Origin of the sequence: Pontibacter pamirensis (assembly GCF_010015475.1) — a bacterium.
Taxonomy (GTDB): Bacteria; Bacteroidota; Bacteroidia; order Cytophagales; family Hymenobacteraceae; genus Pontibacter; species Pontibacter pamirensis.
Map to the genome: position 1 here is coordinate 21082 of NZ_SSNI01000022.1, position 24756 is coordinate 45837.

The 24756-nt window shown below is 53.9% G+C and carries 26 protein-coding genes; 7 read left to right on the forward strand and 19 right to left on the reverse strand.

The window, feature by feature from the left end; translation table 11 throughout:
- Window positions 1–156 precede the first annotated feature (156 nt).
- Both E1919_RS17400 and E1919_RS27930 read left to right on the forward strand, forming a co-directional pair.
- Window positions 157–648, forward strand: a complete 492-nt coding sequence (locus E1919_RS17400; RefSeq protein ID WP_162054687.1) for a hypothetical protein — start codon at window positions 157–159, stop codon at window positions 646–648.
- 689 nt (window positions 649–1337) lie between these two features.
- Entirely contained in the window at window positions 1338–2156 is an 819-nt protein-coding gene (locus E1919_RS27930; RefSeq protein WP_162054688.1) for a LuxR C-terminal-related transcriptional regulator, read from the forward strand.
- A gap of 164 nt (window positions 2157–2320) precedes the next feature.
- Here E1919_RS27930 and E1919_RS17410 read toward each other — a convergent pair whose 3' ends face one another.
- The 19 genes from E1919_RS17410 to E1919_RS17500 form a co-directional block, all read right to left on the reverse strand.
- A complete protein-coding gene (locus E1919_RS17410) occupies window positions 2321–2791 on the reverse strand; it encodes a JAB domain-containing protein (RefSeq protein WP_162054689.1) in 471 nt (156 codons plus the stop codon).
- Between the two features lie 403 nt (window positions 2792–3194).
- Window positions 3195–3974 (reverse strand): hypothetical protein, encoded by a 780-nt coding sequence (locus E1919_RS17415; protein ID WP_162054690.1) that lies wholly within the window; start codon window positions 3972–3974, stop codon window positions 3195–3197.
- Between the two features lie 29 nt (window positions 3975–4003).
- Window positions 4004–4834, reverse strand: a complete 831-nt coding sequence (gene traN / locus E1919_RS17420; protein ID WP_162054691.1) for a conjugative transposon protein TraN — start codon at window positions 4832–4834, stop codon at window positions 4004–4006.
- A gap of 46 nt (window positions 4835–4880) precedes the next feature.
- Window positions 4881–6254, reverse strand: coding sequence for a conjugative transposon protein TraM (traM, locus tag E1919_RS17425; RefSeq protein ID WP_162054692.1), 1374 nt, complete (start codon window positions 6252–6254; stop codon window positions 4881–4883).
- 28 nt (window positions 6255–6282) lie between these two features.
- On the reverse strand, window positions 6283–6621 hold the full coding sequence (locus E1919_RS17430) for a hypothetical protein (protein WP_162054693.1): 339 nt from the start codon (window positions 6619–6621) through the stop codon (window positions 6283–6285).
- Window positions 6621–7238, reverse strand: coding sequence for a conjugative transposon protein TraK (gene traK / locus E1919_RS17435; RefSeq protein ID WP_162054694.1), 618 nt, complete (start codon window positions 7236–7238; stop codon window positions 6621–6623). Before traK ends, E1919_RS17430 begins: the two co-directional genes overlap by 1 nt.
- 37 nt (window positions 7239–7275) lie before the next feature.
- On the reverse strand, window positions 7276–8520 hold the full coding sequence (gene traJ, locus E1919_RS17440; RefSeq protein WP_237144577.1) for a conjugative transposon protein TraJ: 1245 nt from the start codon (window positions 8518–8520) through the stop codon (window positions 7276–7278).
- Window positions 8521–8538: 18 nt separating this feature from the next.
- Window positions 8539–9183, reverse strand: coding sequence for a TerB family tellurite resistance protein (locus E1919_RS17445; RefSeq protein ID WP_162054695.1), 645 nt, complete (start codon window positions 9181–9183; stop codon window positions 8539–8541).
- A 36-nt stretch (window positions 9184–9219) separates the two neighbouring features.
- On the reverse strand, window positions 9220–9891 hold the full coding sequence (locus E1919_RS17450) for a hypothetical protein (RefSeq protein ID WP_162054696.1): 672 nt from the start codon (window positions 9889–9891) through the stop codon (window positions 9220–9222).
- Between the two features lie 11 nt (window positions 9892–9902).
- Window positions 9903–10586, reverse strand: a complete 684-nt coding sequence (locus E1919_RS17455; protein ID WP_162054697.1) for a conjugal transfer protein TraI — start codon at window positions 10584–10586, stop codon at window positions 9903–9905.
- Window positions 10587–10656: 70 nt separating this feature from the next.
- Complete coding sequence (locus E1919_RS17460) at window positions 10657–13128, reverse strand: TraG family conjugative transposon ATPase (RefSeq protein WP_162054698.1); 2472 nt, start codon at window positions 13126–13128, stop codon at window positions 10657–10659.
- Complete coding sequence (locus E1919_RS17465) at window positions 13118–13465, reverse strand: DUF4133 domain-containing protein (RefSeq protein ID WP_162054699.1); 348 nt, start codon at window positions 13463–13465, stop codon at window positions 13118–13120. Before E1919_RS17465 ends, E1919_RS17460 begins: the two co-directional genes overlap by 11 nt.
- A 10-nt stretch (window positions 13466–13475) precedes the next feature.
- Window positions 13476–13820 carry a DUF4134 domain-containing protein gene (locus tag E1919_RS17470; protein WP_162054700.1) on the reverse strand — a complete coding sequence of 115 codons (345 nt, stop codon included), beginning with the start codon at window positions 13818–13820 and terminating at the stop codon, window positions 13476–13478.
- Window positions 13821–13873: 53 nt separating this feature from the next.
- The gene (locus E1919_RS17475; RefSeq protein WP_162054701.1) at window positions 13874–14281 is read right to left on the reverse strand and encodes a hypothetical protein; all 408 of its coding nucleotides are present in this window, start codon (window positions 14279–14281) and stop codon (window positions 13874–13876) included.
- On the reverse strand, window positions 14268–14681 hold the full coding sequence (locus tag E1919_RS17480; protein WP_162054702.1) for a hypothetical protein: 414 nt from the start codon (window positions 14679–14681) through the stop codon (window positions 14268–14270). Before E1919_RS17480 ends, E1919_RS17475 begins: the two co-directional genes overlap by 14 nt.
- Window positions 14682–14760: 79 nt before the next feature.
- A complete protein-coding gene (locus E1919_RS17485; RefSeq protein WP_162054703.1) occupies window positions 14761–15627 on the reverse strand; it encodes an RteC domain-containing protein in 867 nt (288 codons plus the stop codon).
- Window positions 15628–15912: 285 nt separating this feature from the next.
- On the reverse strand, window positions 15913–17850 hold the full coding sequence (gene mobC, locus E1919_RS17490) for a conjugal transfer protein MobC (protein WP_162054704.1): 1938 nt from the start codon (window positions 17848–17850) through the stop codon (window positions 15913–15915).
- Window positions 17851–17879: 29 nt separating this feature from the next.
- Window positions 17880–19154 carry a relaxase/mobilization nuclease domain-containing protein gene (locus E1919_RS17495; protein WP_162054705.1) on the reverse strand — a complete coding sequence of 425 codons (1275 nt, stop codon included), beginning with the start codon at window positions 19152–19154 and terminating at the stop codon, window positions 17880–17882.
- Entirely contained in the window at window positions 19148–19546 is a 399-nt protein-coding gene (locus tag E1919_RS17500; RefSeq protein ID WP_162054706.1) for a plasmid mobilization protein, read from the reverse strand. Before E1919_RS17500 ends, E1919_RS17495 begins: the two co-directional genes overlap by 7 nt.
- A gap of 722 nt (window positions 19547–20268) precedes the next feature.
- On the opposite strand from E1919_RS17500, the gene E1919_RS17505 reads away from it, so the two are divergent.
- The 5 genes from E1919_RS17505 (at window position 20269) to E1919_RS17525 (ending at window position 24602) form a co-directional block, all read left to right on the forward strand.
- Window positions 20269–20541 (forward strand): helix-turn-helix domain-containing protein, encoded by a 273-nt coding sequence (locus E1919_RS17505; protein ID WP_162054707.1) that lies wholly within the window; start codon window positions 20269–20271, stop codon window positions 20539–20541.
- On the forward strand, window positions 20538–21353 hold the full coding sequence (locus tag E1919_RS17510; RefSeq protein ID WP_162054708.1) for a transcriptional regulator: 816 nt from the start codon (window positions 20538–20540) through the stop codon (window positions 21351–21353). The genes E1919_RS17505 and E1919_RS17510 overlap by 4 nt, the downstream gene beginning before the upstream one ends.
- Entirely contained in the window at window positions 21316–21999 is a 684-nt protein-coding gene (locus tag E1919_RS17515) for a P-loop NTPase family protein (protein WP_237144580.1), read from the forward strand. The genes E1919_RS17510 and E1919_RS17515 overlap by 38 nt, the downstream gene beginning before the upstream one ends.
- Window positions 22000–22031: 32 nt before the next feature.
- A complete protein-coding gene (locus tag E1919_RS17520; protein WP_162054709.1) occupies window positions 22032–22259 on the forward strand; it encodes a hypothetical protein in 228 nt (75 codons plus the stop codon).
- A gap of 471 nt (window positions 22260–22730) precedes the next feature.
- Window positions 22731–24602, forward strand: a complete 1872-nt coding sequence (locus E1919_RS17525) for a sodium:solute symporter family transporter (RefSeq protein ID WP_162054710.1) — start codon at window positions 22731–22733, stop codon at window positions 24600–24602.
- The last annotated feature ends 154 nt before the right edge of the window (window positions 24603–24756 follow it).

The following is a 24756-nucleotide window of genomic DNA, read 5'->3' on the forward strand; positions in this document are numbered from 1 at the left end:
TAGTTTGATATAAGCATTTGATGGTGCTTTTCTATTGGAAAGGCAACATCAAATGCAGAAATAAACAGCAGTTTGGAAGAAGGAGAATTGACTCTTGTGCTGATGTTATGCCCTTTTTTAAATAAAATAAAACACTAAATTATAAACACAACTAACATGGATGCCTCACTTATATTCGACAAAGATTTAATCAAAATATTAATTCCTTTTATCTCAACAGTCTTCGCCGTTATTTTGGGAGCTTACCAATTCACGGTTACAAAGCACAGGAATAAGATCAAGCTTGATCTGGAGATTCTTAAATTATTCGGCGATGTCGTAAGCAAGGATGCTCCGGAATATAAAAAGTTTGAGAACATAATGAAAAAGAAAATATCGAAAGCATACAGACCAAATGAAGAAAGAACCGATCTGGATAGAAGTGATCTCTTTTGGGGTGTAATAGCGCTAGTAACCTCAATTATTTTCCTTGATTACATTGAAGAATACCCTTCTAAAGCAATTTTCTTTCATTATATATCCATTTTTGCTTTATCTATTCTTGGAATGATAGGAATCTATTGTGGTATGGAGCGTAAATTCAGGTATATCAGGAATAAAAGAAAAAATCTTTTAGCGCCTTCCAATTCTAAAGCGGCGGCTGTTTAAAATGTATTGAAATAGTTAATGATATTACTTTCCTTCTCAATACAGAAAGTGCTATGATATCAATTAATACTGGCAATCAGAATGATGTGGAATATTAACTTGTGGAAAGGTACAGCAGAGGAACTTGCAATTAATATATCTTTGACTTTATCAAAGACTTCCTGTTTTTCGATGTTATAGATAAACTACAAAACTTCACTGGCAGTTTATGCTCATCTGGTTCCTTTGCTAAAACAATCGCTTGAGCTTACAGTATAAGCTAGCTTAAAAAATTAGCAGATTTGACACTTTGGCTATAAAGAAAGTAATTAATAATGTTACTTTAAGGGTGTTAAAAGCTGTATAATGTTTTTCATTTCCCTGTTTACATCACATCAATGGATATTTTGCCTGCTCTTCTCCTTCCTATGCAATAATATTCCATGTTACTTCATAGCGCTAATCTTCCTTTGTTAATTAGTCATATTTAAAGTAAATTTAATGATATATAAGTTGCCTTTGGCGCCGTCTTTTATTATTCGTTTTCACATACGAAACTTAACTGTTGACGTCTAAACCTTCTTTCTTCTATTTCTTGCTAGATATAGAAGTCATATGTTAACAATCACTGCTCTCTACCCTTAACCACCTTCTGTGGGTTAAAATTTTGATGTTCTAAAGGTTCTCAGTAAAACATTATCCCGCTTTTCATGCAGCCAGTAACAGAGAAGAACTTAGGTAATCCAGCAGATAAGAGGCTTCCGGAAGAATATTTTAATTTATTAAGGATGTGGCAAACTCCAGCCTATGGGCAGGTTGCAATAGATTTCGAGATCAATTTCATAAACAATCCCTGCATAAGAGCAATGATGGATCATTCTGCGTGTGTCACTAAGATACTGGATTTGCGCACGCAGGAGTTTAGCTTCATTAGCAGCAATGCTAAGGCAGTCTTCGGTTACAGTAGAAATCATTTCCTCGAAAACGGCCTGAGTTTCTGTAACAAGATAGCACATCCGGAAGACCTGCATATAACCTGGAAATTGAAAAAAAATATATGGGACTACATACTTACTGTTCCTTCATGGAGCCAGGCGCAGTACAAATTTAACTATGACTACCGCATTATAAGACCAGATGGAAAAGAAGCCAGGATTTTAGCACAAAATTCGGTTCTCCAGTTAGACTGCAAAGGTAACATTACACATGTGCTGGGGACATACTCTGATATCTCTCATTGGAAGAAGAGTGAGCAGCAGATAGCCTCTATTGTCTCGAGTGCTAAAAATACCTGCTTCTTCATTTCACCTGAAACTTCAGATATTAGTGATAAATATGCCGTCTTGAGTAAGCGGGAACTCGAAATTGTGAAGTTGATGGCGGAAGGCTATAGCAGCAAACTCATTGCAGAAAAGCTCTTCATTAGTTTCCATACTGTTAATACGCATAGACAGAAAATTTTAGAAAAAACCAAAGCTCAAAATACTGGAAGCTTAGTACAGTTTGCCTATTCTCATGGATTGATATGATAGTACTGCATTTTTCAGCATGGCTGAAGAGCGAAAGCAAGAGAGTATGATGTATCATATTCCATCAGAAGATATAGCCAAAGGTAAACAACTCCGCAAATTGCTATTGTCAGACGTGTGGCTTATATAAGAGGTGTCTTTACTTCCTATGAGCAAAAGAAGGGCTATAAAAGCCCTTCGTCCGCAAGCGAATAGTAACTCTCGCTGGTGATGATGATGTGGTCCAGAACCGCGATGTCGAGTAGTTCCCCGCCCTGTTTTATCTTCTTTGTCAGCTGCAGGTCCGCCGCGCTTGGCTTGAGGTTGCCGGAGGGGTGGTTGTGGCAGAGGACGATGGAGGAGGCGCAGGCTTTCAGGGCCGCCACGAAAATAATCTTTGGATCCGCCACCGTGCCGGCCACGCCTCCTGTGGAGGTCTCGTAGATGCCCAGCACCTTGTTGTCCCTGTTGAGGAGCATGACCTTGAACTGCTCCACAAACTCTATCTTGCCCGTGTCCCAACTTTCCTTTAGCACATTGTAGCAATCGGTGGAGCAGATGACCACTGGTCTTTCAGAGGGTTTTACTTTGGCGCGGTAGGAGAGCTTTATCTCTGCTACTTTTGAGAAGGAGGAGTTTCTGGTGAGCTTTTCCATAATCTTTGTCTTTTTAGTGTGAGAAATTGATTATGGTGCCCCACCTGCCTTCGGGACGGACTAAGGGCAAGGTGGAGACGGCAAAAATGCGGAGGCTCCCCTAGAAGGGATACCCATTTTTTCCGTACTACCTTGTCCCGTGTCCGGACTGCAAGGCTACCTTTGCGCCCGAATGAATTGCCCCCGCACTTTTGCATTTCAGTGGCCGGGAGGAATGAGGACTTATGACGTGACTGGGAGAGAATTGCTTTGCAGTCCGAAAGAAGAGGGAAGTTTAGAGGTGTTTATTAGAAAGCCCCGGCCTCAACTAAGGAAACCGGGGCTTCGGGCTATGTAACAGTATTAGTTTAGCACATCCCTAAGCTGCACCGGGGGCAAGCGATCAGGGGAAGCAGTGTTTAATTTACATCGCTATTCCTTTCCTGTGGGACCGCCTCTCTTCCGGCTGGTCCTGCGCCGTCAGGTCCTTTCCCTTTTGCTGTGCCTGATGCGCTTGCGTCACCTCTGCATCTTGCTTCTGGATTGTCTCGCGCTTGGTCAGGTGCCGCTGCTCATTGTAGACGTTAATGGTTTTGAACTGCGGGCTAGCCTCAATGTACCTTTTGACCTCGTAGCCCTCTTCCTTCGCCGTGACCAGTTGCTGGTTCCCCCGCTCGAGGGAACGCAGCAGCCGATCTTTCTGCTGGGGGTCCTGCAGCTCATTGATATGAAACTTTTGGAGTGTCTTCTCCAGGTCAAAGCCGTAGTTTTCGTGGAACTGCTTCACCTTGTGGTTTCCCTGTTGGTCCTTTGCCTGCGGGGCCAGCTGCAGCCATGCCTTGTAGGGCTGGTCCTCCGCATTGACCAGTTCCTTGTGCACGGACCGTCCGTTCAGCAGATTATAGGCCTCCTTGGCCGTGATGCCGCTGTTCTTGTTGATGTAGAAGGTCTGCGAGACTTCCTTGGTGGAATCGTCTGGCTTTAGCTTGGCGTCATACTTGTTGAAGAAGTACATGTCGCTCTGGTCTGACCTGCGGAAGTGCAGGGTGTAGTCCATTGTGCTATTGTGATGGGGCATCTGAATGCTAAGCCGGAACTCCGGCTGCTGTGCCTGCACATTTTTTTCCAGCTCCCCGTTCAGGCTGGTACCGAAGCCCGTGTATTTGAGGCCTTCCTTCAGGTAATCAAGGTTCTTTTCATTCATGGTTATAGGATTTATTGGTAAAAATTTATTTAGAGATCAGCTTCATATGAGAGAAGGAGCGGGCATGCCTGCAGGATGTCCCTGTCGCGTACCTTTAGTTTGAGGTGCCTGCCGCCGTTCTTCTCAAACAGGTCGAGCACCAGCTCCTTATGGCGGTTCAAATTGTGCATCTCCAGGGCGAAGACCAGCACCTTCCTGTCACCGGCCTCCACTGTCCTGCCTTCTTCTCCGTAGGCGTAAAGCGGTAAGAGCTCCGCTTCCTGGGTGGCAGTGCGCTTTGCCTGCTTCCTGTCCCGCACCGTGAAGCGGGTAAAGTCAAGTTCGTAGAGGACAGGGGATGCGTTTAGGAGCACGACCCGGTAGAAAAGAGTATTCCCCCGGATGTAGATACCCTCCAGCTTGGCCTTTGCCCCGCCTGCCTTGTCCTTGATGCCGTAGTAAAACCGGTAGTCCTCCGCCAGCTGGCCCGAGATGTTCTCCAGCTGCCTTTGGTTCAGGTCGGCACCTGTAAAAAGCACGGACGTGGCCTGCGCAGCCTTTAGTTGCAACAGCGTAGTGGCCGGGTGCTCATCATAAACAACAGAGAAGCCATAGAGCCTGCCGTCGGCGGTGATGACGGTGAGGTTCGTTTCCTGGAACCCGGGGCGGGCGGCTTTCACCTGGAGCACGTTCCCCACATCTGGAGGCGCCTGGGCCAGAATCTCCCCGCTGCCGCGGTCCACGCTCTGTATGGCATAGGGGAAAATAAGGCTGGTCGTTTTGTGGAAGGCCAGCCCGAGCCTGTTTTGCTGCTCCTGTGCGTGAGCCTTAAGCTGGCAAATCAGAAAGCACAACAGTGTGATGAGGATGTATCTGTTCATGGTTTTGCGTTAAGATGATGTAGCGTTAAGAATGAGTTGAAAGGATTTACAGTTGTGTATTCTGGTCCCGGAGCAGGAGGAGGTGGCCGGCCTTCACCGTCACCTTCACCTGCCTTGCCTGTTTGCTCAGCAGCCCCCTTGCCGCATCAATGCCTGCACCCATTGCCTGGGCACCTAGGGAGGGGGAAAGCGATGGAAGCTGCAGGCTTTGGCTGATGGCGCGGTCTGCTCCCTGCCGGGCGGCGTCCCTGGCGGGCGCACCGGGGATGTAGAGCCCCTCCATCCCGTCCAGGTCGTAGGCGGCCAGCGATACCGGCAGCAGGGCGTTACCGGAGCGGATAGAGGATATTTCGATAGCCAGCCGTTCTCCCCTAAGCTGGCAGGAGCCGTACAGCAGGCTTCCCTCGGGCAGCAGCCTACCGCCGAGATAGACGTTCTGGAGCAGGCGCAGCTTCACAGTAGCTCCTACTATCAGTGTTTGCGTCTCGTGTACAGCTGCTTCAATGGTATTGTCCTGCTGCTCCGATGCATTCTGGCTAGTACTGTAATCGTTACTTAAGCGGAGGCTGTAAAAGGCGTTCTGGGCCTGGGTTAGCTGTATGGAGTCACCGGAGAGCGGGACGGTCATAAGCGCTGACTCAGAGCTGTAAGGGGAAGTTACCTGGTGCAGGTAGGTTACCGGCGGCCCTTCGGGCGCGGCCTGCACAGAGAAAGCCTGCTGCCGGTTCTCCAGGGACTCATGCCGCAGCCTTTCCTGTACACGCTCCGGGTGCTGGATGTCGAGTATCCGCTCCAGCATACCCTCCAGCTGCTGCATCTCCGGGTCTGCCGCGCCGCTGCCGTTCTCTCCACCCATGCTGCGCATCATCGTCTCCAGTCTTGCCACATCCTGGCTGAAGCGATTCTCCCCGCTTTTGTCTAAGGAAGTGCCTGTTGTTTTTGCCTTGGGCTTTACTGCAGGCACGGCGTTTTCCTGGCTGACAAGTTGCGAGAGCTGGGAGAGCCGCTCGTTTATCTTCTCCTCATTCGGATCCTGGTGCGTGAGGTGGAAAGCCTCACCGGGTTTATCCGGTACTGCTTGTCCGGGGGCAAACTCATCCAGCGCGTCGTCATTGCTAACTTCTTCATTGGGCTCCAGGCCCAGCTGGTGCAGGAAGTTCTTGCCGCCGGTATCCTGCTGCTTTTGCAGCCTGCGCCTGGCCTGCTGGTAGAGGCTGAGCTTGTTGCTCTCTTCTTCTTTTTTAAGCTGCGGCTCGGGGAGCTGGAGGTTCAGGCCTTTGACTGCCTGCGGTGTCCTGGCCGCCGTGCCCTCACCTCCGCCCAATGCCCAGAAGGCCATCGTCAGGAAAGGCAACACGAGCAGGGGGAGGACGAGCAGGAACTTTCGCCTGCGAAGGAAAGCTTCGGAATGTGTTTTCATGGAGGGGTTATTTTAAGGATGGTAGATATTAGTGTTTGTCCGGGTGTCCCAGGCTTTCCGGTAAAAGCTGCAGCTTCTGCCGGTGCTCTTTTGGGGGTAAGTTTGGAACTACCTTCAATCCAGATGCTGGACCTGGCAGAACGGCCTGGGCAAGTATCCAGCCGCTGGCCCCGCCGAGCATGAGGCAGAAGAGCAGCAGGCAAATCACCTGGGCAGGATGGGGTAGCGCACCGAACTTCCTGTTGAGCCACCCAGCAGCCTTTTCCTGCTTTTTCGCAATTATCCTTGCTATCGCACGGGCTTTCCGGTCTGTGGCAGGGTCTGGCTCCCGCTGCTTTTTGTCTTTGTTAGAGAACAGCAGCATCATCAGCGGCTTTTGGAGGAGAGGTCCCTGTTTTCCAGCGTCATCCACCGCTCAATCAGAAAGCCGTGCGGGTTGTTATCCGAGCGGGAGACGCTGCGCAAAAAGCCCTCGGTGATAAGGCTGCGCGTCACCACAGAGGAGGCGCGGGTAAGCCGCTGCCGTGCGTAGCAGCGGAAAGGGTAGGGGTAGCGGCCGATGTCCAGCTGCACGCTGTCCACTGTGATGTCCTGGCTGACATTGGCGGAGATGAGGCCGGTGAAGTAGCCGCTCTCCCGCAGATTATCATAAGCCCTTCTGGCTGAGCCGTCGGCCATGTAAAGAGCCCTGCCGATGTTGGCCTCAATGACTTTCTCATCCGGGTCCAGGGTGAAGAAATACTCGTGGAAGGAGCGCACATGGTCGCGGGCCTCCACCGGGATATTCTCTTTCCTCCCTGCCGAAAAAGCCTCCAGCGCCTTGCCGCCCGCCAGGATGTAGATACGCTCCTGCGCTGCCTGCACCTGCCGGTAGCTGTGGTAGAGGGAAAGGGAGGAGACAACCGTGCAGGCCACAAGGAAGACAAGGCTGAATGCGCGGATGTGGCGGAAGGCGCTGTCGATGTGCTGGAGCTGTCTGAACATAATAAAACAGTTGATAGTGAGATTTTTTATTGTCGCGTCAGTTTTTGCCTGAAAGCCGCCCGTGCTGATAGCCCTCGGGCGATTTGTCTCTCTGCACGTTGCCGCTATCGTGACCAGTCCCACCACTGAAGCCGGTGATGCTGTGGGTAATATGGTTGGCTCCGGCACCCAAAGCAGTGGCGGCATAGCCAGCACCCGTGCCTCCCGCCGCCAGGGCGGTGCGGTTTGTGGTGCTCAGCAGGTTCGTTACTTTATAAAGGAGCGCATTACCCCCTCCGGCATGCACGATGTAATTGGCCACGTTGGGCACGGTGAAGTAGCCCACGATGCCGATGAGCAGGAAGATGAGGTAGGCCGAGTCGGTGGCGCTGAATAAAGTCTCGCCGCTGCTTTCCACCTGCCCGATGTCGAGCCTGAGCATGTTCTCCTGTATCTTGCCGATGATGCCGCCGAAGATGTTGGCCACCGGCAGCCACATGAACACGTTGACGTAGCGGGCCAGCCAGACGGTGAGCGTGTGCTGGAAGCCGTCGAAGACAGAGAAGCCGAAGACCAGCGGACCGAGCACCGCCAGCACGATAAGATAGAAGGTGCGGATGGTGTTGATGCAGAGGGCGGCTGTCTGGAAGAGCACCTGCAGAATCTCCGACATCCACTGCTTGATGGAGTTTCGGAAGGAGTAGGAGGCCTTGGCCATGGCGAACTTGACGTCGTTGCCGATGCTCTCCAGCACGCTCTCCCCCTCGCCCAGCGGGTCGTCCGGGTGCGTGTACTTGTACCACTTGTCCCTGTCTCCGTTGCCGTCCACCCCCGCATAGAGCTGCCAAGCGTCCGAGCCCTGGATGGCCTGCTCCTTTTGTTTCAGTAGCACGGCGATAGCCTTGTCTGAGTCCTCAACCATGGCGCCCGTGGCCGTCACCGTTGGCTGGAGCACCCCGTTCAGGAGGGCCAGCACCGAGGGGAAGAGCAGCACGGCAAGGCCCAGGGCGAAGGGGCGTAGCAGGGGGTAGAAGTCCACCGGCTCTGCGTTTGCCAGGTGGCGCCAGACGCGGGAGGCGATGTACCACAGGGCGGCAAATCCCGCCAGCCCGCGGCCCACGCCGATAAGCCGCTCGCAGAGCGGCATCATCTCCTCGTAGAGTCCTTCCAGCACCTGGTGCAGGCCCTGCATGCCAGTTGCACTCTGCGCCTGCGCGTGGAGCGGCAGGAGCAGCGTGACCAGCCCAAAGAGAAATGAGAGTATCTGAAGCTTTTGCATCATGTGCTTGTGAAGCTCTTTCATCTTGTGTTATGAAGCCTGTTAGGGGTTGATTTGATACAGGTCCTGTATGGCCTCCACCTCGTTTCGCTCCCTTGCCCGCTGCAGGGCCAGCAGGCTTGCCTGCCGGTTGAAGTGCCTCAGGAAAGTGAGCTTGTCATCGGTCTCGGTGAAGATGCGGTCGATGGCGGAGAGGCGCTCCTCGTCGCTCATGCGCAGCTCCCCGGCCGTGAGGATAAGCGTCAGATCGTCCAGGTGCCGCAGGCTCTGGCGTGATAGGCTGGCATAGACGCTGCCCAGGTACTCCAGCTCTGCCAGGGTGAAGCCTGCGCCCTGCCGAAAGCGGGCGTAGGCAGTGGTGTACTCGGAGACGATGCGTCGCTGGGAGTCGATGATGTCGGCCACGCGTTTGTACTTTCTCACTGTTGGACTCACCTCTAACAGACTGCGGAGGAAAGTATCGTGCAGGCTGAAGCTGCCCTCTGAAATGTCCCTGACTGTGCCGTAGCCTTTCTGGATGATGTCGTAGCCCGCTTTCATGTCCGAGAGGATGCTTCTGAACTGGGCGAGCTTCTCGACGTTGAGCAGCAACTGCTGCACCTCCTCAGACTGCGCTCTTGCCGGGTAGGCTGGTAGGGTAAGAGCGAGCAGGAGCAGGTGTAATATAAATGTTGTTCTGGTTTTCATAAGCTGGTGCATAAGAAGTGTATAGGGATGAAGCGGCTATTGCGGCAAGCCGTAAAGGGTGCGGGTATTTTCAAGCTCCTGGCGTTCGTGCCAGCGCCAGCGGGCCATTAACTGCGCCTCTTTAAGGAAAGTCTGGGTGAAGAAGAAAGTGTCGTGTGTGTGCTGATACAGCAACTCAAGACGCTGCAGCCGCCCTGCATCTGTCATCTTCCACTCGTTCTCCGTCAGCACCAGCCATAGCTCCTCCAGGTTTCTGGCGCAGGTGGCAAGCACCCTTGCTTTCACTTCCTCCAGGTGCTCCAGCTCGTGTTCCTGCAGCTTCCCGCTTTGGCGGAGGACAGGCAGGATCTCCCGGAGGTTCCGAGTGATGGCCTCATAATAGCGGAGAATATCGGCGATGCGTGCGGAGCCGCCTATGGTAGGGTTGATGAGTTGGAGTGAGCCAAAGAAATCCTGGTGCAGGCCGAGGTCGCTGTTTTTGATGTGCTCCACGGTGCTGATTCCCTGGCGGGCGATGCTGTAGCCCTCGCGCAGGACACCGGCGTACGCCTGCAGGGCTGCGATCTGCTGCACCAGGTACTTTCTCTGGGTGTTTTTCTGCCGGAACCACTCGTCAAAAGTCTGCGCCTGCAGCGTGACGGCTGTCAGCATGAACATGCTGAGCAGGAATACTTTCATGATGCCTGTTTTCTTGACTGTTGCTTTCATGCGTGTTAATTTTAAAGTCCGTACAGTTGCGCTACCCGCTGTAGGTCGTTTCGCTCCCTTGCCCGCTGCAGGCTGAGCCGGATGCCCTGCTCGTTGAACTCCCGCAGGTCGCTGTAGTGCCGGCCGATGCTCTCCGCCGCCCGGTGGATGAGCGCCAGGCGCTCCCCGTCGCTCATCTGGGTGGCAAAGGAGTTGATGACCAGCAGCACCTGGTCCAGATCCTTGACGCTTTCCCCCATAATGCCGGTGTACACCCGCTGCATGTAGTCCAGCTCCTCCACAGAGAAATTGCTGTCCTGCCGGAAGAGGGCGTAGGCCCGCCTGTACTCTTCCACCAGGGCGGCCTGCTGCCGGATGATGTCCCGCACCTGCCCGTAATAGGAGATGGCGGCCTTCACCTTCCAGAGCTCCTCGTAGTAGTCGGCGTATAGTTGCCGCTGCCGCTCGGTCCAGTCGGCTATTTCTGAGAGCCGGAGCTCGGAGAGCTTGTTCTCGAGCACCTTCTGGGCGTTCTGCAGCCAGATGGTCTCGTTCTGCAGGCGCTGTATCTTCAGGTCCATGGCCACAATCGCCTTTTTGACACCCGCTTTTATCACCTCAGTGATGGGGTCCTGCGCCAGTGCCCGATGGGGAACACCTGCGGAAAAGAGGAGCAGCAGGGTGACCAGCCAGATGCGGTTACAAAGTGTTCTCATGCTGTGTTTCATGGTTATTTAATGGTTGGCGTTATCGTGGTATCTATTGTTATCCTTTGCTTTCTGCTCACTATATTTTCCCAGACCGTATGTCATTGGCCAGTTCACGGATAGCCTTGCGCAGGTCTCCGCCGTGGCGTTGGGCATAGGCCTGCACCTTCACTTTCTCTGACTCCTCGGTGGTGTAGGCCAGGTACTCCTCCAGCGACACCTCGGTGCGGTACACCTTGGAGAGCGTGCCCCCCAGGCTGATGAACACCTCCTTGTACCGGCGGAGCGGGTCGTTGGCCTTGTTGATGGAGAGCACCAGCGCCTTCTCCTTCTCTGTCAGGCCCAGGAGCTCCTGGATGCCGTCGAACCTGTGGAGATACTTGCTCTGGTCGAGCAGTATTTTGCAGTCGGAGTTATTGATGATGGCCTGCTTCACCACGGGCGAGGAGATGATATCCTCCACCTCCTGGGTGACCACGATGGCCTCGCCGTAGAACTTGCGCACCGTCTTGAACAGGTAGCGGATGTACTCGGCCATGCCCTCCTTGGCGATGGCCTTCCATGCCTCCTCTATCAGGATGACCTTGCGCACGTTCTTGAGCTTGCGCATCTTGGAGATGAAGACTTCCATGATGATGATGGTCACCACGGGGAAGAGGATGGGGTGGTCCTTGATGTTGTCGAGCTCGAAGACGATGAAGCGCTCGGAGAGCAGGTCCAGGTTCTCGCGGGCGTTGAGCAGGTAGCCGAACTCCCCGTCCCCGTAGTAGGGGCGCAGCACGTAGAGGAAGTTGTCGATGTCGAACTCCTTTTCCCGCACCCGCTCTGCCCGGAGCCTGGAGGAGAAGGTCTCCCGGACGAACTCATAGAAGGTGTCGAAGCAGGGGAACACCTCCGGCTTTGCCCGCAGCAGGTGGTAGTACATCTCCAGGGCGTTGGAGAGGGCCACGTACTCGGAGCGGGAGAAGGCCTCAGCGTCCTTTTTCCAGAGCGCGAGCAGCAGCGTCTTGATGCTCTCCTTTTTCTCGGTGTCCAGCTCTGTGCCCCCCCCGATGTAGAAGGGGTTGAAGCGGATGGGGTTCTTCTCGTCATAAGTGAAGTAGTAGCCATTGACTAAGTCGCAGAGCCCCCTGTAGGAGTGACCCACGTCCACCAGCACGATGTGGCTGCCCTGCCCGTGGTAGGAGCGCACAAGGTGGTTGGTGAAAAAGGACTTGCCGCTGCCCGAGGGGCCGAGGATGAACTTGTTGCGGTTGGTGCAGACGCCCTGCTTCACCGGCTCGTCGGAGATGTCCACGTGCACGGGCTTTCCCGTCAGCCGGTCCCCCAGGCGCAGTCCTACTGGACTCAAGGAGGAGCGGTAGCTGGTCTCCATGTTGAGGAAGCAGCAGGCCTGCTCGAGGAACGTGTCAAAGGTGTCGTTCAGGGGGAAGTCCGCCGCGTTGCCCGGCAGGCCGGCCCAGAAAATCTGCGGACCCCCGAGCGTCTCCAGCCGGGGGGTGGCGTCGAGCTGGGCCATGGCCGAGGAGACGGCGTTGCGCAGCTCCTTTCCCTTTCCCGGGTCGTCTGTCCAGGCCAGCACATTGAAGTGCGCCTTCACCGGGAGTCGCTGCTGGCCGATAGCCTCGTTGAGGAAGTCCTGCGTGGCGTCGCGGGCGATGGCGTTCTCCCTGGAGTAGGCCGAGAGCGACTGCAGCCGCAGCCGCCTGCTCTCCAGCCTTTTCAGCGCCTGGGGCACGTCGGAGAGGAAGATGTACTGGTTGAGGATGTGGTTGCAGGGCAGCAGCTGGCCCAGCGGAGAGGCAAAGCCGGTGCTGCACTTGCTGCGGTCGGTGGAGTACTTGTCGTAGTTGACGCGGGAGCCGCACAAGGCCGGCAGGTCCTCAGCGTCCGAGAGGGTGAAGAGCTGGCAGAGCTTTTCGCCAACACGGATCCCCGTGTCAAACGCGATGTCCTGCAGGAGGGGAGGGCTTCCTTCCGGGAGCAGGCCGCAGTAGCGTTCCAGAACTCCCGCTCTGGAGGCCGTGCCGGTCAGTTCCTCACCTGTGAGCCTGCGTAATTTTGCAAAGCCGCTGTCTGAGAGCACGCGCGCAAACTGTCCCGCCTGGTCCAGGAAATCCATGTAGAGGCGGGGCACGAGGGTTTGCGCGGGGGCGAGGTTGCGGCGCAGCAGGCTGGAAAAGAGCGAGGAGGCGGGTTTCCTGTCCCCCGGTTTTTTGGTGATAAAGATGTAGCAGGAGTGCTCGAAGTAAGGCCGCTCGTGAAAGAAGCGCTCGCTGGCCCGGGAGAGGAAGCCCATGTCCTCCCTCGTGTAGTCGGCCTGGTAGGCAGCCTCCACGAACCAGTCTTGTTTGTGGAAGACCGAGTGGCGGGGCAGCAGGCGGATAGCGCGCACCAGGGCGTGGTGAAAAGCCTCGTAGTCTTTGCCCGAGAGGGTGAATATCTCCGGCAGCGTCACCTCGTAAGCCAGCGTGACGTCCCCCTGCCGGGAGAGGATACAGCCGTGCTCCACCTTGTAGACCGGCAGCAGCTTCTCTATGTCATTTGCCATCGCCATGCGTTTCCTCCTTTCTTTTTAGGTTCAGGAACACTTTCCGGGACCTGATGCGGACGCAGCGGGGAACGCTGCGGCGGGCGAACCTTTTGAGGAGCCCGTACTGGCCGTAGGTGCTGTTGAGGTGGTAGACGCCCGCAAAGAGGGCGCCTCCGGAGAGAAAGACGGTGGTGATGCAAAGCACCAGGTTCACCCTTGCCAGGTAGAGCAGGGTGAAGCCCAGCAGCAGGGCCACCAGCCCCGCGGCCAGGTAGCCGATGTACTGGGCCCGGAGCCCCTTGAACTCGATGGGCCTGTTGATGCCCTTGTTGATGCGGTAGACGCTCGTTTCCATAGCCAGACCGCTAAACGCCGAAGAAGGAGGAGAGCACGGTGGCCACAATCACCAGGAAAATACAGCTGCCGAACCAGGCGGCGGCCACCTTGCCCGTGTCAGGCTCCCCGCCGTTCCACTTCTGGTAGACCTTCACCGCGCCCACCAACCCGACGATGGCGCCGATGGCGTACATGAGGCTGGTGCCGGTGTCGAAGTAGCCGCTTATCATGTCGGTGGCCTGCTGGATGCCGGCCTCGCCGTCTCCTGTCTGTGCCTGCGCGGTCAGTGAAAGCGAGAGGGTCAGGATAGCTGTCAGGGCAGCGGCTGCACGCGCCTTTTGGCGCTGCGGGGATTGTGTTGCGTTCTTTTTCATCTTAAATGGATTTGAGGTAGTGGATGGTAAAGGATGGAGTAAGAAATCTATTGTTATGATGGGGCCTCATTCCAGAGGGTATGCAGGTCTTCCGGCTTCAGGGTAAAGGGGAACCTGCCTTTCCCGAGGAGAAACTCCTCTATGCCTTTCCTGTGATGGTCCTGGATAGAGGAATAATGTCGGGCTGTAACCAGGCGCAGGAGGGGCAGGAGCTCTTCCTTTTTGGCGTCCGCCTCGGTGGCCAGTTCCAGCAGCGGGCGCATCTCCTGCAGTACAGTGCGCACCACAGCGTCTTCAGGCCCTTCTGCTGCTTCAGTAGGAGGCTGCGGTGCCACCAGGATGGTTGCCGCCTCGGAGAGGAGAGGGGCCGCCCCGGGGGAGGCGGGCCCCATGATGGGCACCTGCGGGGGGATAGGCGGATCTGCCGGCAGGCCTGCCCGGTTAGTTTTACTTTTTAGCAAATGGATGAAGTCCTTTCTGTAGCAGAGGAGCAAAACTATGAGGTAGTACAACCCTGAGGCTGCTCCTGCTACCAATAGGTACTGTTGCCAGGTAAAGGAGGAAAGCATGGCCTTCGTGCTTTAACCCTGCCGCACCGTGCGGCGGGTATGATGAAGGCAAAGATGAAAATGACATTAAGCCGGTTTTCACAAGGAGAACCGTAGTAGGGAAAAGTTTTTTAAAAGAAACGGAAAAAGTAAGAGTGTCAACCTCTTCTTTTTGTAATGGCCTAGGAAGGTTTGGGGATTTTATAAAGCTGAATGGACATATTAGTGGATAGCATTCAAAAAAAAACATAAAGACTATCACCACTACCAAAGGTGTGGGAATGTGGGAAAGTCCCCTCGGGAGCTTTTCCATATTTCCACACCTTCTTTTGAGTGTCTTTAATCGTTTCAACCCTTGTTGTCTCTTTTAAGCTTGTGGTGACGCCTGATCTTCATTCCTCATCCAGCTCATCCATGCGCTGTAGCAGTCGCTCCTTCATCAGGTCCAGCAGCTTTATCCTGCTGTCCTTCTTGCGCTGGCGCATCTCCTGGAAAGTGCGGAAGACGTTGCCCAGGTCCATGTGAAAGAACTCCTCCACCTGCTGGACAATCTCCGTGAGGCCGACGTTGCCGTTGTTGATTTGCCCGGACACATGCAGGGCGTAGACCAGCTCCACCAGGTAGACCTTCGAGCCTGTCCAGCGCAGCGTGCCCTTTCCAGGTAGCGCGGGATTTTCTGCTGTTTTTACCCCTTTTTGTAACATGAGCGATTTTACCAGGTAGTCCCGCAGGCGCTCGTTTGCCTGGAAGCAGGCGACGATATAGTCATAGTGGGTGGTAAAGCGGGTGTCGGTGTCCGGTGCCGTTGTGGGGAGGGCGGAGACATTCTCGTAAAACGGAAAATCACAATTACCGCGCACAAAGCACTTGATATCCAGGAAGGTGGCCCCGGAGACCATGTACCGGTAGAAGGGGGCATGGTCCTCATGGAAAAGGCGGATGAGCAGGAGCTCGTTCTCATAGTGTTTCCGGATGTCCTTCGGGCTGCCGAGCGGCAGCCTGAACTCTATCAGGGCCAGCCTGGAGTGGTATAGCAACAGGCTGGTGAACCTGGGCTTGATGTGCTTGAAGAATGTTATCTCGTCCTCTTCCTTATGGAAGGAATAGCCGATGACCAGTTCTTTGAGCTCCCGGATGGCTTTATTCAGAAGCCTCAGGATTGTTCCATGGCGCTGTGCCGGGGTAATGGTGGGGGTGGCCTCCGCCTCCTGTAGGCTTGCCACCAGCTGGTCATAAAGTTTTTCGGCTTGCTGTATCATGTTTTTCACCTCATAATGTCTCAACGTCACATATTCTAAAATCAGTTGGCCTGCTACAATTGCTGTCTACGGGAGGTGGTGCTTCTGCTGGGAAGCGGTGCTTGCTGTGTTTTGTTCTATTTCCTGTCTGTTTTGTTTGGCGCTGGTGCCGCTGTTTTTTTGCTTAAGTTCGTGTTATGTATAGATTTTATTTGTTGATATAAATTAGCACGTATACATTATAAAAAAAGGTGAAATGAGGCCGGTTTGTAACATCTGAAATGCTGCATATATCTTTTGTTGCTGCTAGCGCTTCGCTGGCGTCATCGCCAGTATATTCCGCACCTCCGCCTTTATCTTCAGGTAGTTCTCCTGCACGGCGTCCCCATCCAGTTCCCTGACAGCAGGTACAGGCACATATCTCTTCTCTTCCCTGGCGATGGCCGTATGGTCGTTGAGGAGGAAGGCGTGGAAGGTTTTCAGTTCTATCGGGCACTGCGGGTCATCGGCCACCGTGCCCACGAACTCACCGGAAGAAAGGGAGGCGATGACAGCGGGCGGCACGGCGGCGTCGAGCTGGGTGGAGCGGCTCACGGAGGTGTCGCTGCTGTTTACAGAGACGCTCTCCCGCCGCTGCACAATCCTGCCGAAGCGCTCGGAGAGCTGCCTGGCCGTCTCTCCTGATACCTGTCCGCTGATGACGTTTCCCGCGATGTTCATCACCACCTCCGCCTGGTCCCGGCCGTAGTCTTTTTTGAGCTGGCTGTAGTCCTGCACGGCCAGGGTGGTGGCCACTTTGTTGGAGCGGGCCGTGGCAATGAGGCTGTCGATGCCGTTGAAGTAGATGGTCGGGAACTCATCAAAGATAAGGCTGCTCTTGAGCCTGCCCTTCTGGTTGACCAGCTTGATAGCCCGGGAGATGTAGAGGGAGAGCACCGCCCCATACACCTGCAGTTTTTGTGGGTTGCCCGCCAGGCAAATCACTTTCGGCTCCCGGGGGTTGTTGAGGTCCAGCGAGAAGTCATTGCCCGAGAGCACGTAGTAGAGCTGCGGGGAGACCAGGCGGGCCATGCTGATCTTGGCGCTGGCCACCTGCCCCTCCAGCTGCTCCATCGCCTCGTGCTCAAAGGCAGAGACAAAGGGGTTGATAAGCACCTCTATCTCAGGCTCGGTGCGCAACAGGGCAAACAGCTCCGGGTAGTTTGCCTGCATGAGTTCGATGACATGAGGCAGCGTGCAGTACCTGCCTCGCTCGTATTTTCTCAAAAACCAGATGATGGCGGTGACGAAGTTGATGGGCGACTCCACGAAAAAGTCCCCCTGCCTTTTTATCCACTCCCGGTTGAGCCCCAGCATGATGGTGCGGGAGGCCTCGGTGGCGTCCGTGATATCAGTCATGGTGTCTGGGTCGAGGGGGTTGCAGCGGTGGGTGCGGGAGAGGTCATCGAAGTGGATGAGATAGAACCTCGGTCTTACAGGGTAATTGCCTGCGTGCCGGAGCAGGGCGTTGTAGGCGATGCGGGTGAGGTCATCGTACTTGAAGTCGTAGAGGAACATGGCAAAGCCCTTGCGGATGTGCTGCGTGATGACGTGGCGGATGACAAAGTAGGACTTGCCCGCCCCGGGCGTGCCGATGACCAGCAGCGCGCGGAAGGGGTTGATGATGTTTATCCAGCTGCGGCGGGTCCTGCCCTTGAGCGAGTATTTGGCCGGGAGGTTCACGGAGTACTCGTTTTCCAGGAGCCGCTCCTCCTGCGGGAAAGACTGGTTCTCTTTGTTGAAGATATCCTGCCCCAGGCGCAGTTTCAGCAGGCGGGAGAGCAGCGTGCCCCCTGTAAGGAGGAGCAGGTAACCTGCTGCGGTGGTGCCCATGTAGGCGACTGCCAGGTGTGGCGTGATATAGTCCGACAAAAGGAGATGGCTTGAGAAGTAGAGCAGCAGGCCGGGCAGCAGACAGGCGGCGATGGTGCAGTAACGCAGCTGCTCATCTTTCTTTCCTTTGTCTCCCAGGAGGGAGACAAGCAGCAGGAGCAGCGCGGCTCCCCTGGCTTTGAGGCTGCTCTGGAACAAAGGCATACTAGCAAAGTTCTGGGCCACCCGGTCCGTGAGGGCAGCTGTCAGCCCCCACTCTTTGAACGCGGCGTGGCAGGCGATGTAGAAGTGCAGGAGCAGGACCACCAGGCTCAGTAACCTGGTGAAATCGGTGACCTGGCGCAGTCCCTGCTGGTTTTCCCCTGTGTTCATTTTCTCCGAAGTTTAGAATTAACTATTGTTTACAGTCTGGGTCTTCTCTTTCGCATCTTCTTTCTTGCCTTCAGCGCGTGGGGGAGGTAATCCCCCTGCTGCTCAGCTTTCAGCAGGTCCTGCACGATGTCCAGGGCGTCGGTACTGGAGGCAGCAGGCAGTGCAGGTTCAGGCAAAGGCGCTCGTGGGGAAGTATGCTGACGCGTTGGCATCTCCAGGTGCTGCTTTTCTGCTGTGCTTGTTTCTTTACCTCCGGAGAGGCGCTCCATGAGCGCTTTGGCACCGTAGGCTTTGCCCAGCTCGCTGCCGTTGAAGACTGCCCTGCGCCGGTGGTCAATGAAGGTCACCCCGTAATTCATCCCCAGGGCGCTCTCGCGGAAGAGCACCTGGATGTTTTCTTTTTGCAGTAACTGTACAAACCTCACTCTATCGAGAGGTGGTGTCGAGTTAAAAATGCTGTCAATGCTTTTCTTCAGCGCTTCCCGGTATAGTTTCCGATGTTGCCTGTTCTGCCCGAACCGCTTTTCCAGGTTTGCCAGCGTCGGCTTTCCGGGAATAGCGCTGGCTTTTATCGGCACACCTGCCTTTTGTCCCTGCGCGTCAAGGATGCTGTAGACCAGCCCGCCCTTGCGGTGCATCGGCGAGTTTTCTTTCCCCGGGTCCGCTGTCACGTTGAATGCCCGCAGTACCGCGTTGAGCTCCGCCAGGGAGGTGTAGTTGTAGCCGCGGGTGACGGCAGTGACGACATTGGAGACGGTGCGCTTTGTCTCAGACTTCCCGTACAGAGCCGGCTCCAGGATAGCGGGTTGAAGGGGCAGCGCCGCTGTTTTTCTTTGTGCCTCTGCCTGCACCAGTCCGTACTCCAGCTCTATTGCCTTGCGGGCAGGCTCTGATTTTTCCCGGCCGATGTTATGCAGGTCTATCCGCTTGCCGTCTGCCTGGATATTGGTGGTGACGAGGTGGAGGTGCGGGTGCGCCGCGTCCAGGTGGCGGTAGACCAGGTAAGGCTGACCGCCAAAGCCAATCCTTTCCATATAGTCGGCGGCGATGCGCTGCAGCTTCTCCGTTTCCAGCGCCTCTCCCATGGCGAAGTTGAGGGAGATGTGCACCGTATTCGTCCTCACCTGCGGACTTTTCTCCAGCAGCACATCAAAGCGGGCCAGCTTCTCCCGGAAGCGCAGCATGTGAGGCTCCTGCAGGAAGCGGTGGGCCAGGAGCAGCTCCGCCTTTCCCTCCTGCACCTTGTGCTCGTTGTAGCAGAGGGCGCCTCTCATGTTCTTTCCGGTGATGATCCTGGCTACCATCTCCTGGCCAGCTGAGAGATGAGCGAGAGCACGAGGTTCACCTTTTGCTCCACCTTCCGGTACTGCTCGAGCGCCTGGTAGGCTAGCAGCACCCGCCTCTGTGAGCCGGTGCTGGCGTTGAAGTGGCGCGTGATCTGGTTGATGTTCACGCCGATGGCCCGCAGATCCTCCCGCACGCTGGCCAGCTCCTCTGTTATCCCGTCCAGGGAAGCGTCCTTGTGGAATAGCTTGATTGGCTTTCCTGCAAGCACGCGCCGTATCACCTCCCCGATAGAGTGGCAGTCGCTCTTTGCCCGCATACCCTCCAGGCGCTTGTACTCTTCCTCAGTCACCCGAAAGATGATAGGCTGGGAGAGGAGCATTTCCTCCGTTTTAGCTTTCTTTCTCGCCATGGCGCTTCATCTGGTTTGGAGAAAAAAGGCCCCGAGTTCCGAGGCGGCCGAAAGCTGCAACTGACCCGGAGGGAAGGAGGCGCGAGAGGTTTTTGTATACAAAAATACATCTTGCTACTCCCTTCACAGGAAGTGTAAAGCGCCTTTGTCTCGTCTTCGGTTTCATCGCTATACCTGTTAAAAAGCTTTAAGTGCAGTAAAGGGAAGAAGGCCTGTTCGTGCCTTGGCCTGAGGGCCTTGTAGCGGTTTCAGCTGGGGTGATGGGTGCAGAACTACTAACATGGCAGTCCTGGTAATGGGCCTTGGAAGTGGCTGGCTTTGCTTTGCCCAACCTGTAGCCAAAGGTAGAGACAGAAAGCATGTTGATACGGCATGTGTTCCTTTCGCACGGCTGTTTCTCTCTGAAGTGTAAGTCGCTTCTTTGCCATCAATGTCTGGGTTTGGTGGCCGAAGATTGCGGGAAGGCATTTCCCTTTTTCACAAGTTCTTCCGTAGTGGGGAAAGATTTTTTGTATCCTTTAAAGTAGGCTCGCGCGTGCTTCTCGCTGGTGCTTTGGCTCCTGAAGCGGGTTTTGTGTGCGCCTGCGCATGTACGTGAGATGATTGGAGCTGCTTTCCAGGCGGACTTTTTAGCTAAAAAGTTTTCCCCCCTACGGTTTGCCTTGTGAAAACCTGTGGCAAGAACTATGATACTTTGGAGCCTAACCAAAAACTTCAAAACTATGTCAGTGGAAATCATCACCAAGGAAGACCTGCAGTGTTTTCGCAGGCAGCTGCTCGAGGACCTGCGGCAGCTTCTCAGCAAGCGGCAGCCGCAGGCACCCAAGCTGGTGCTCAAGTCAGCGCAGGTACGGAAGCTGCTCCAGATATCACCGGCCACGCTGCAGACGCTGCGCATCAACGGCACGCTGCCTTTCACCAGGATTGGCGGCACGATTTACTACCGCTCCGAGGACATTGAGCGGCTACTGGAGGGAAAGGAGGCACGGCCATGAACTACATCGCCCACCTGTCCGGCTTCTTCCAGAGAGTCTCCCGCGACTACCGCCTCAACCCCACGCACGTGAGCCTGTACATGGCCCTGTTCCTGCAGTGGAACCTGTGCAGGTTCCGCAACCCCCTCTCCGTGTCCCGCGCCGAGCTGATGGAAATCTCTCGCATCAGCTCCCGCGTCACCTACCACCGCTGCATCAAGGAGCTGCACGCCTGGGGCTACCTCCACTACGACCCCTCCTACAACCACTTCCGGGGCAGCCTGGTCTACATGCTGGACTTCGGGGGAGAGCAGGACAGGAATTGTACAGCTAACCCGACCACTTTTTGTGCCGGGGCTGAACCAATAGTGAACTCTGGCTGTGCGGGGGGTGGAGAGGAGGTAGGCCCTTCTATAAACAGTATAAACAAAATAAACTTTATAAACAGTTTAAACAAAAGAGAAGCACACATGCTTACAACTAGTTCAGAAAATGAACAGGTGGGAGTCGGAAAGGAGCAAAGAAAAGAAAAAGGTTGCGCCGAAAAAGAAAAGAAAGCGGCACTGAAGGGAACGCCCGAGCTGGAGGCGGTGCGGGCTTTCTTCCGCTCGGAGGACTGCCAGGAGGTGGAGGCGTTCCGCTTCTTCCACCACTACAGCGCCAACGGCTGGCAATTGGGCAGGACGCCCATACAGGACTGGCAGGCAGCGGCCCGCAAATGGGTTATCAACGGGATAAACCAAAATGACGATGGAGGGCATCAGGAAAATCAAGCGGCAGACACAGCGCCAGGGTATGGCAGAGACGGGAAAAACTATAGCGAGCCCCTTTGAGGTGATGGAGCAGGAGCAGCAGGAAAGGGATAAACAGTCGCTGGTTTTTGCGCAGCGGCTGGCCTTCCTGGAGCGGAAGGGCAAGGAACTGTACGGGGAGCACTTCCGGCTGTACGAAGAGGACTACCCGCTCCTGGAAAAGCTGCTGGCCTACGTGTCGGGGGGCAGGGAAGGTGCGGAGCGGCAGGGGCTGAGCCTGCGAAAAGGCATCCTGCTCTCGGGGCCCATCGGCTGTGGTAAAACCAGCCTGATGACGCTGCTGCGCCTCTTCCTTCCCCCGCAGGAGCGCTACCGGGTCAAGTCCTGCCGGGAGGTGAGCTTTGATTTCCACAGGGAGGGCTACGAGGTCATCCAGCGCTACAGCAACCCTCCTCCAGGCTCGCTCCTGAAGGCAAGCGCCTACCTCTTTGATGACCTGGGGACGGAGAGCAGCGGGAAGCACTACGGCAACACCTGCAATGTGATGGGGGAGATTCTCCTGAGCCGATACGACCAGTTCGTTCTGTGGGGCGTGAAGACGCACCTGACTACCAACCTGGACAGCTCCGAGTTAGAGAGAGCCTACGGAAAGCGGGTAAGGTCGAGGATGCGGGAGATGTTAAACCTGGTGAATTTTGATAAGGAGGCGAAGGATAAAAGGATTTGAGAGAGCCTGAAAATGCAATATTTTAGGAGTGGATGTCAGGACGTCAGCTATATGAAGCGAAGTGCAGGGAATATGGAATTCTCAAACCCATCTCTTTCATCTACCCAAGTAATAGGGTAGACTATTGGTCGAAAGTCTTGTTAAAGAAAATGGGCTACAACTATGCCCGCGAAGGAAGCAGCAAGTATCACAACCCCAGGCAGGACGGTATGGCTGCTTCCGCACTCATTAGAGCAGGTTTAATTACAGCTTATTTGTGAAAACGTTTCCGTAGAAAGTCTATGGTATTTAAATGCATAAGATAGTTTAAATAATAAAAAATCATTAACTCACAATTTATATATGTTAAAGCTATATATCATTCTTAATGATGATTTATTCTTACTGAGACTAAAAGAACTGAGACTAAAAGAAGGAACAAATAAAGTAGTTTTATAGCAACAGTTGAAGCATGATGGAGCACCAGGCGGGCAGCGCCATAGTAGGGCAGGAAGCAAATCACTAGCTTTATAAAAAAGCAGGTGAGCAGCTGGTATTTACAAGGGTAATGCTGCCAGAAGAGCATTTAAACAGAAGCGTATAAGTTTAGACCAATAAATAATTAGACCAATAAATAATAAAGGTGTTATGAATAGCCCACTGCTTCTCTACAAGTAAAAATACACGACAACACCTCGAACCAAAAGCAGAATTCAAACTCCTTTTTCAAACAACTAAGCTCCTACTACCTCATGTCTGTATTTTCTACTCTTGATTACATCATTTTTGTCTTATATGCCTTTGTAATTGTCGCTATCGGACTATGGGTATCCAGAACTAAAAAGGGAAAGCAGAAGACGGCACAAGAGTATTTTTTGGCAGATAAATCCTTAACCTGGTGGGCAATAGGAGCCTCTCTGATTGCCGCGAACATTTCTGCAGAACACTTTATTGCCATGTCGGGCTCAGGGTTTGCCATTGGACTTGGCATAGCAGCCTATGAGTGGATTGCAGCTATCGCACTCATTATTGTAGCAAAGTACTTCCTGCCTGTTTTTATTGATAAAGGTGTTTATACGATGCCTCAGTTCCTTAAACTGCGGTATAACAGGGGGGTAAGTACAGCTTTTGCCATTTTCTGGCTGTTGGTATATGTATTTGTGAACCTGACATCTGTGAGTTATCTGGGTGCGCTGGCACTGGAAAAGATCATGGATGTGCCGCTTGTCTATGGCATTGTTGGATTGTTGCTGTTTTCTGGTGTCTACTCCATTTATGGTGGTATGGAAGCCGTAGCCTGGACGGATGTGGTGCAGGTGATTTTCTTAGTGGGTGGCGGGCTTATCACCACTTTCATCGCATTGGATGTGGTGGGTGGTGGAGACGGCATCTTTGCTGGTTTTGCCAATATTTACGAAAAGGCAAGAGAACATTTTGTGGTGGTCATACCGCGGGGACAAATTGAAGTACCGGATGGTGCCGGTGGCACAAGAGACGCTTTTCAGGATTTGCCTGGCCTGGCCGTTATACTTGGCAGTATGTGGTTGACCAACCTCGGTTACTGGGGATTCAATCAATTTATCATTCAAAAAGGATTAGCCGCAAAAAGTTTAAACGAAGCCAAACGCGGCCTCCTTTTCGCAGGTTATCTGAAGATCCTGATTCCCCTCATAGTGGTTATACCTGGTATTACCGCCTATGTTCTTTTTAACGACTATAGCCCGGAAGAACTTTCTGCTATTTTAGGCAAGCCCTTATCCGTTATCGGTACGATCAGAAAATCAGATGAAGCATACCCCTGGCTGTTGAGTAACTTTGTGCCGTCAGGAGCCAGGGGTCTGGCATTTGCAGCATTGGCTGCTGCAGTAGTTTCGTCGCTGGCCTCCATCATAAACAGTACCTCCACCATTTTCACGATGGATATTTACAGGTCCTATTTTAATCCTGACGCAACCGGTAATGAGTTGGTGCGTGTTGGAAGGATTACAGCCATCCTGGCGCTGACCATAGCCGCCACAGTAGCTCCTCAGCTACAGACACTGGATCAGGTGTACCAGTATATCCAGGAGTATACGGGGTATATTTATCCGGGCACCATCGTCGTGTTTGCCATGGGGCTGTTCTGGAAGCAAATGACACCAAATGCCGCTTTGTGGACAGCCATTGTTACCATTCCTGCCGGGATAATCATTAAAGTGCTGTATCCGGAAATGCCCTTTATCTTACGCATCGGGTATGTGTTTATCTTCCTGTGTGTGCTGGCTTCTGTCATCAGCTTTACAGAGAAAGGTACAAAGGTGGTAATGCCAAAGCCGGAGGGCAGAAGGTACAGGTATCTCCTTACAACCAGTTACATCTTTTTCATCCTGAGCCTGATTTGCCTGATCATTGGCGTACTTTACGCTGACAGGTACGATTACCTGGGGTTGGAGTCAATTTATACTTTATCGGCCACCTTCCTGATGCTGGGCATTATACTTTTCACAAACACAAGAATGGATACTGCAGATAAAAAAGCAATTGTTTCTGATCCGGTGCTGTTCAAAACGGGTGCTCCTTTTAACATAGCTGCCACGGGTATCGTCGCCATCATCGGTGCCCTGTATTATTTCTTCTGGAAGTAAGATACAAGACTACTCTTTGATCAATCTAAAGCAATACTTCGGCATGGCAGCTGCCTTTACATCATACATTACTCCTTTTTGGCCATAAGTACGGGGCCAGCTCAAGTCTTGTAAAGGGAAGGTTAAATGATTAACTTATAATGCTTTCCTACTG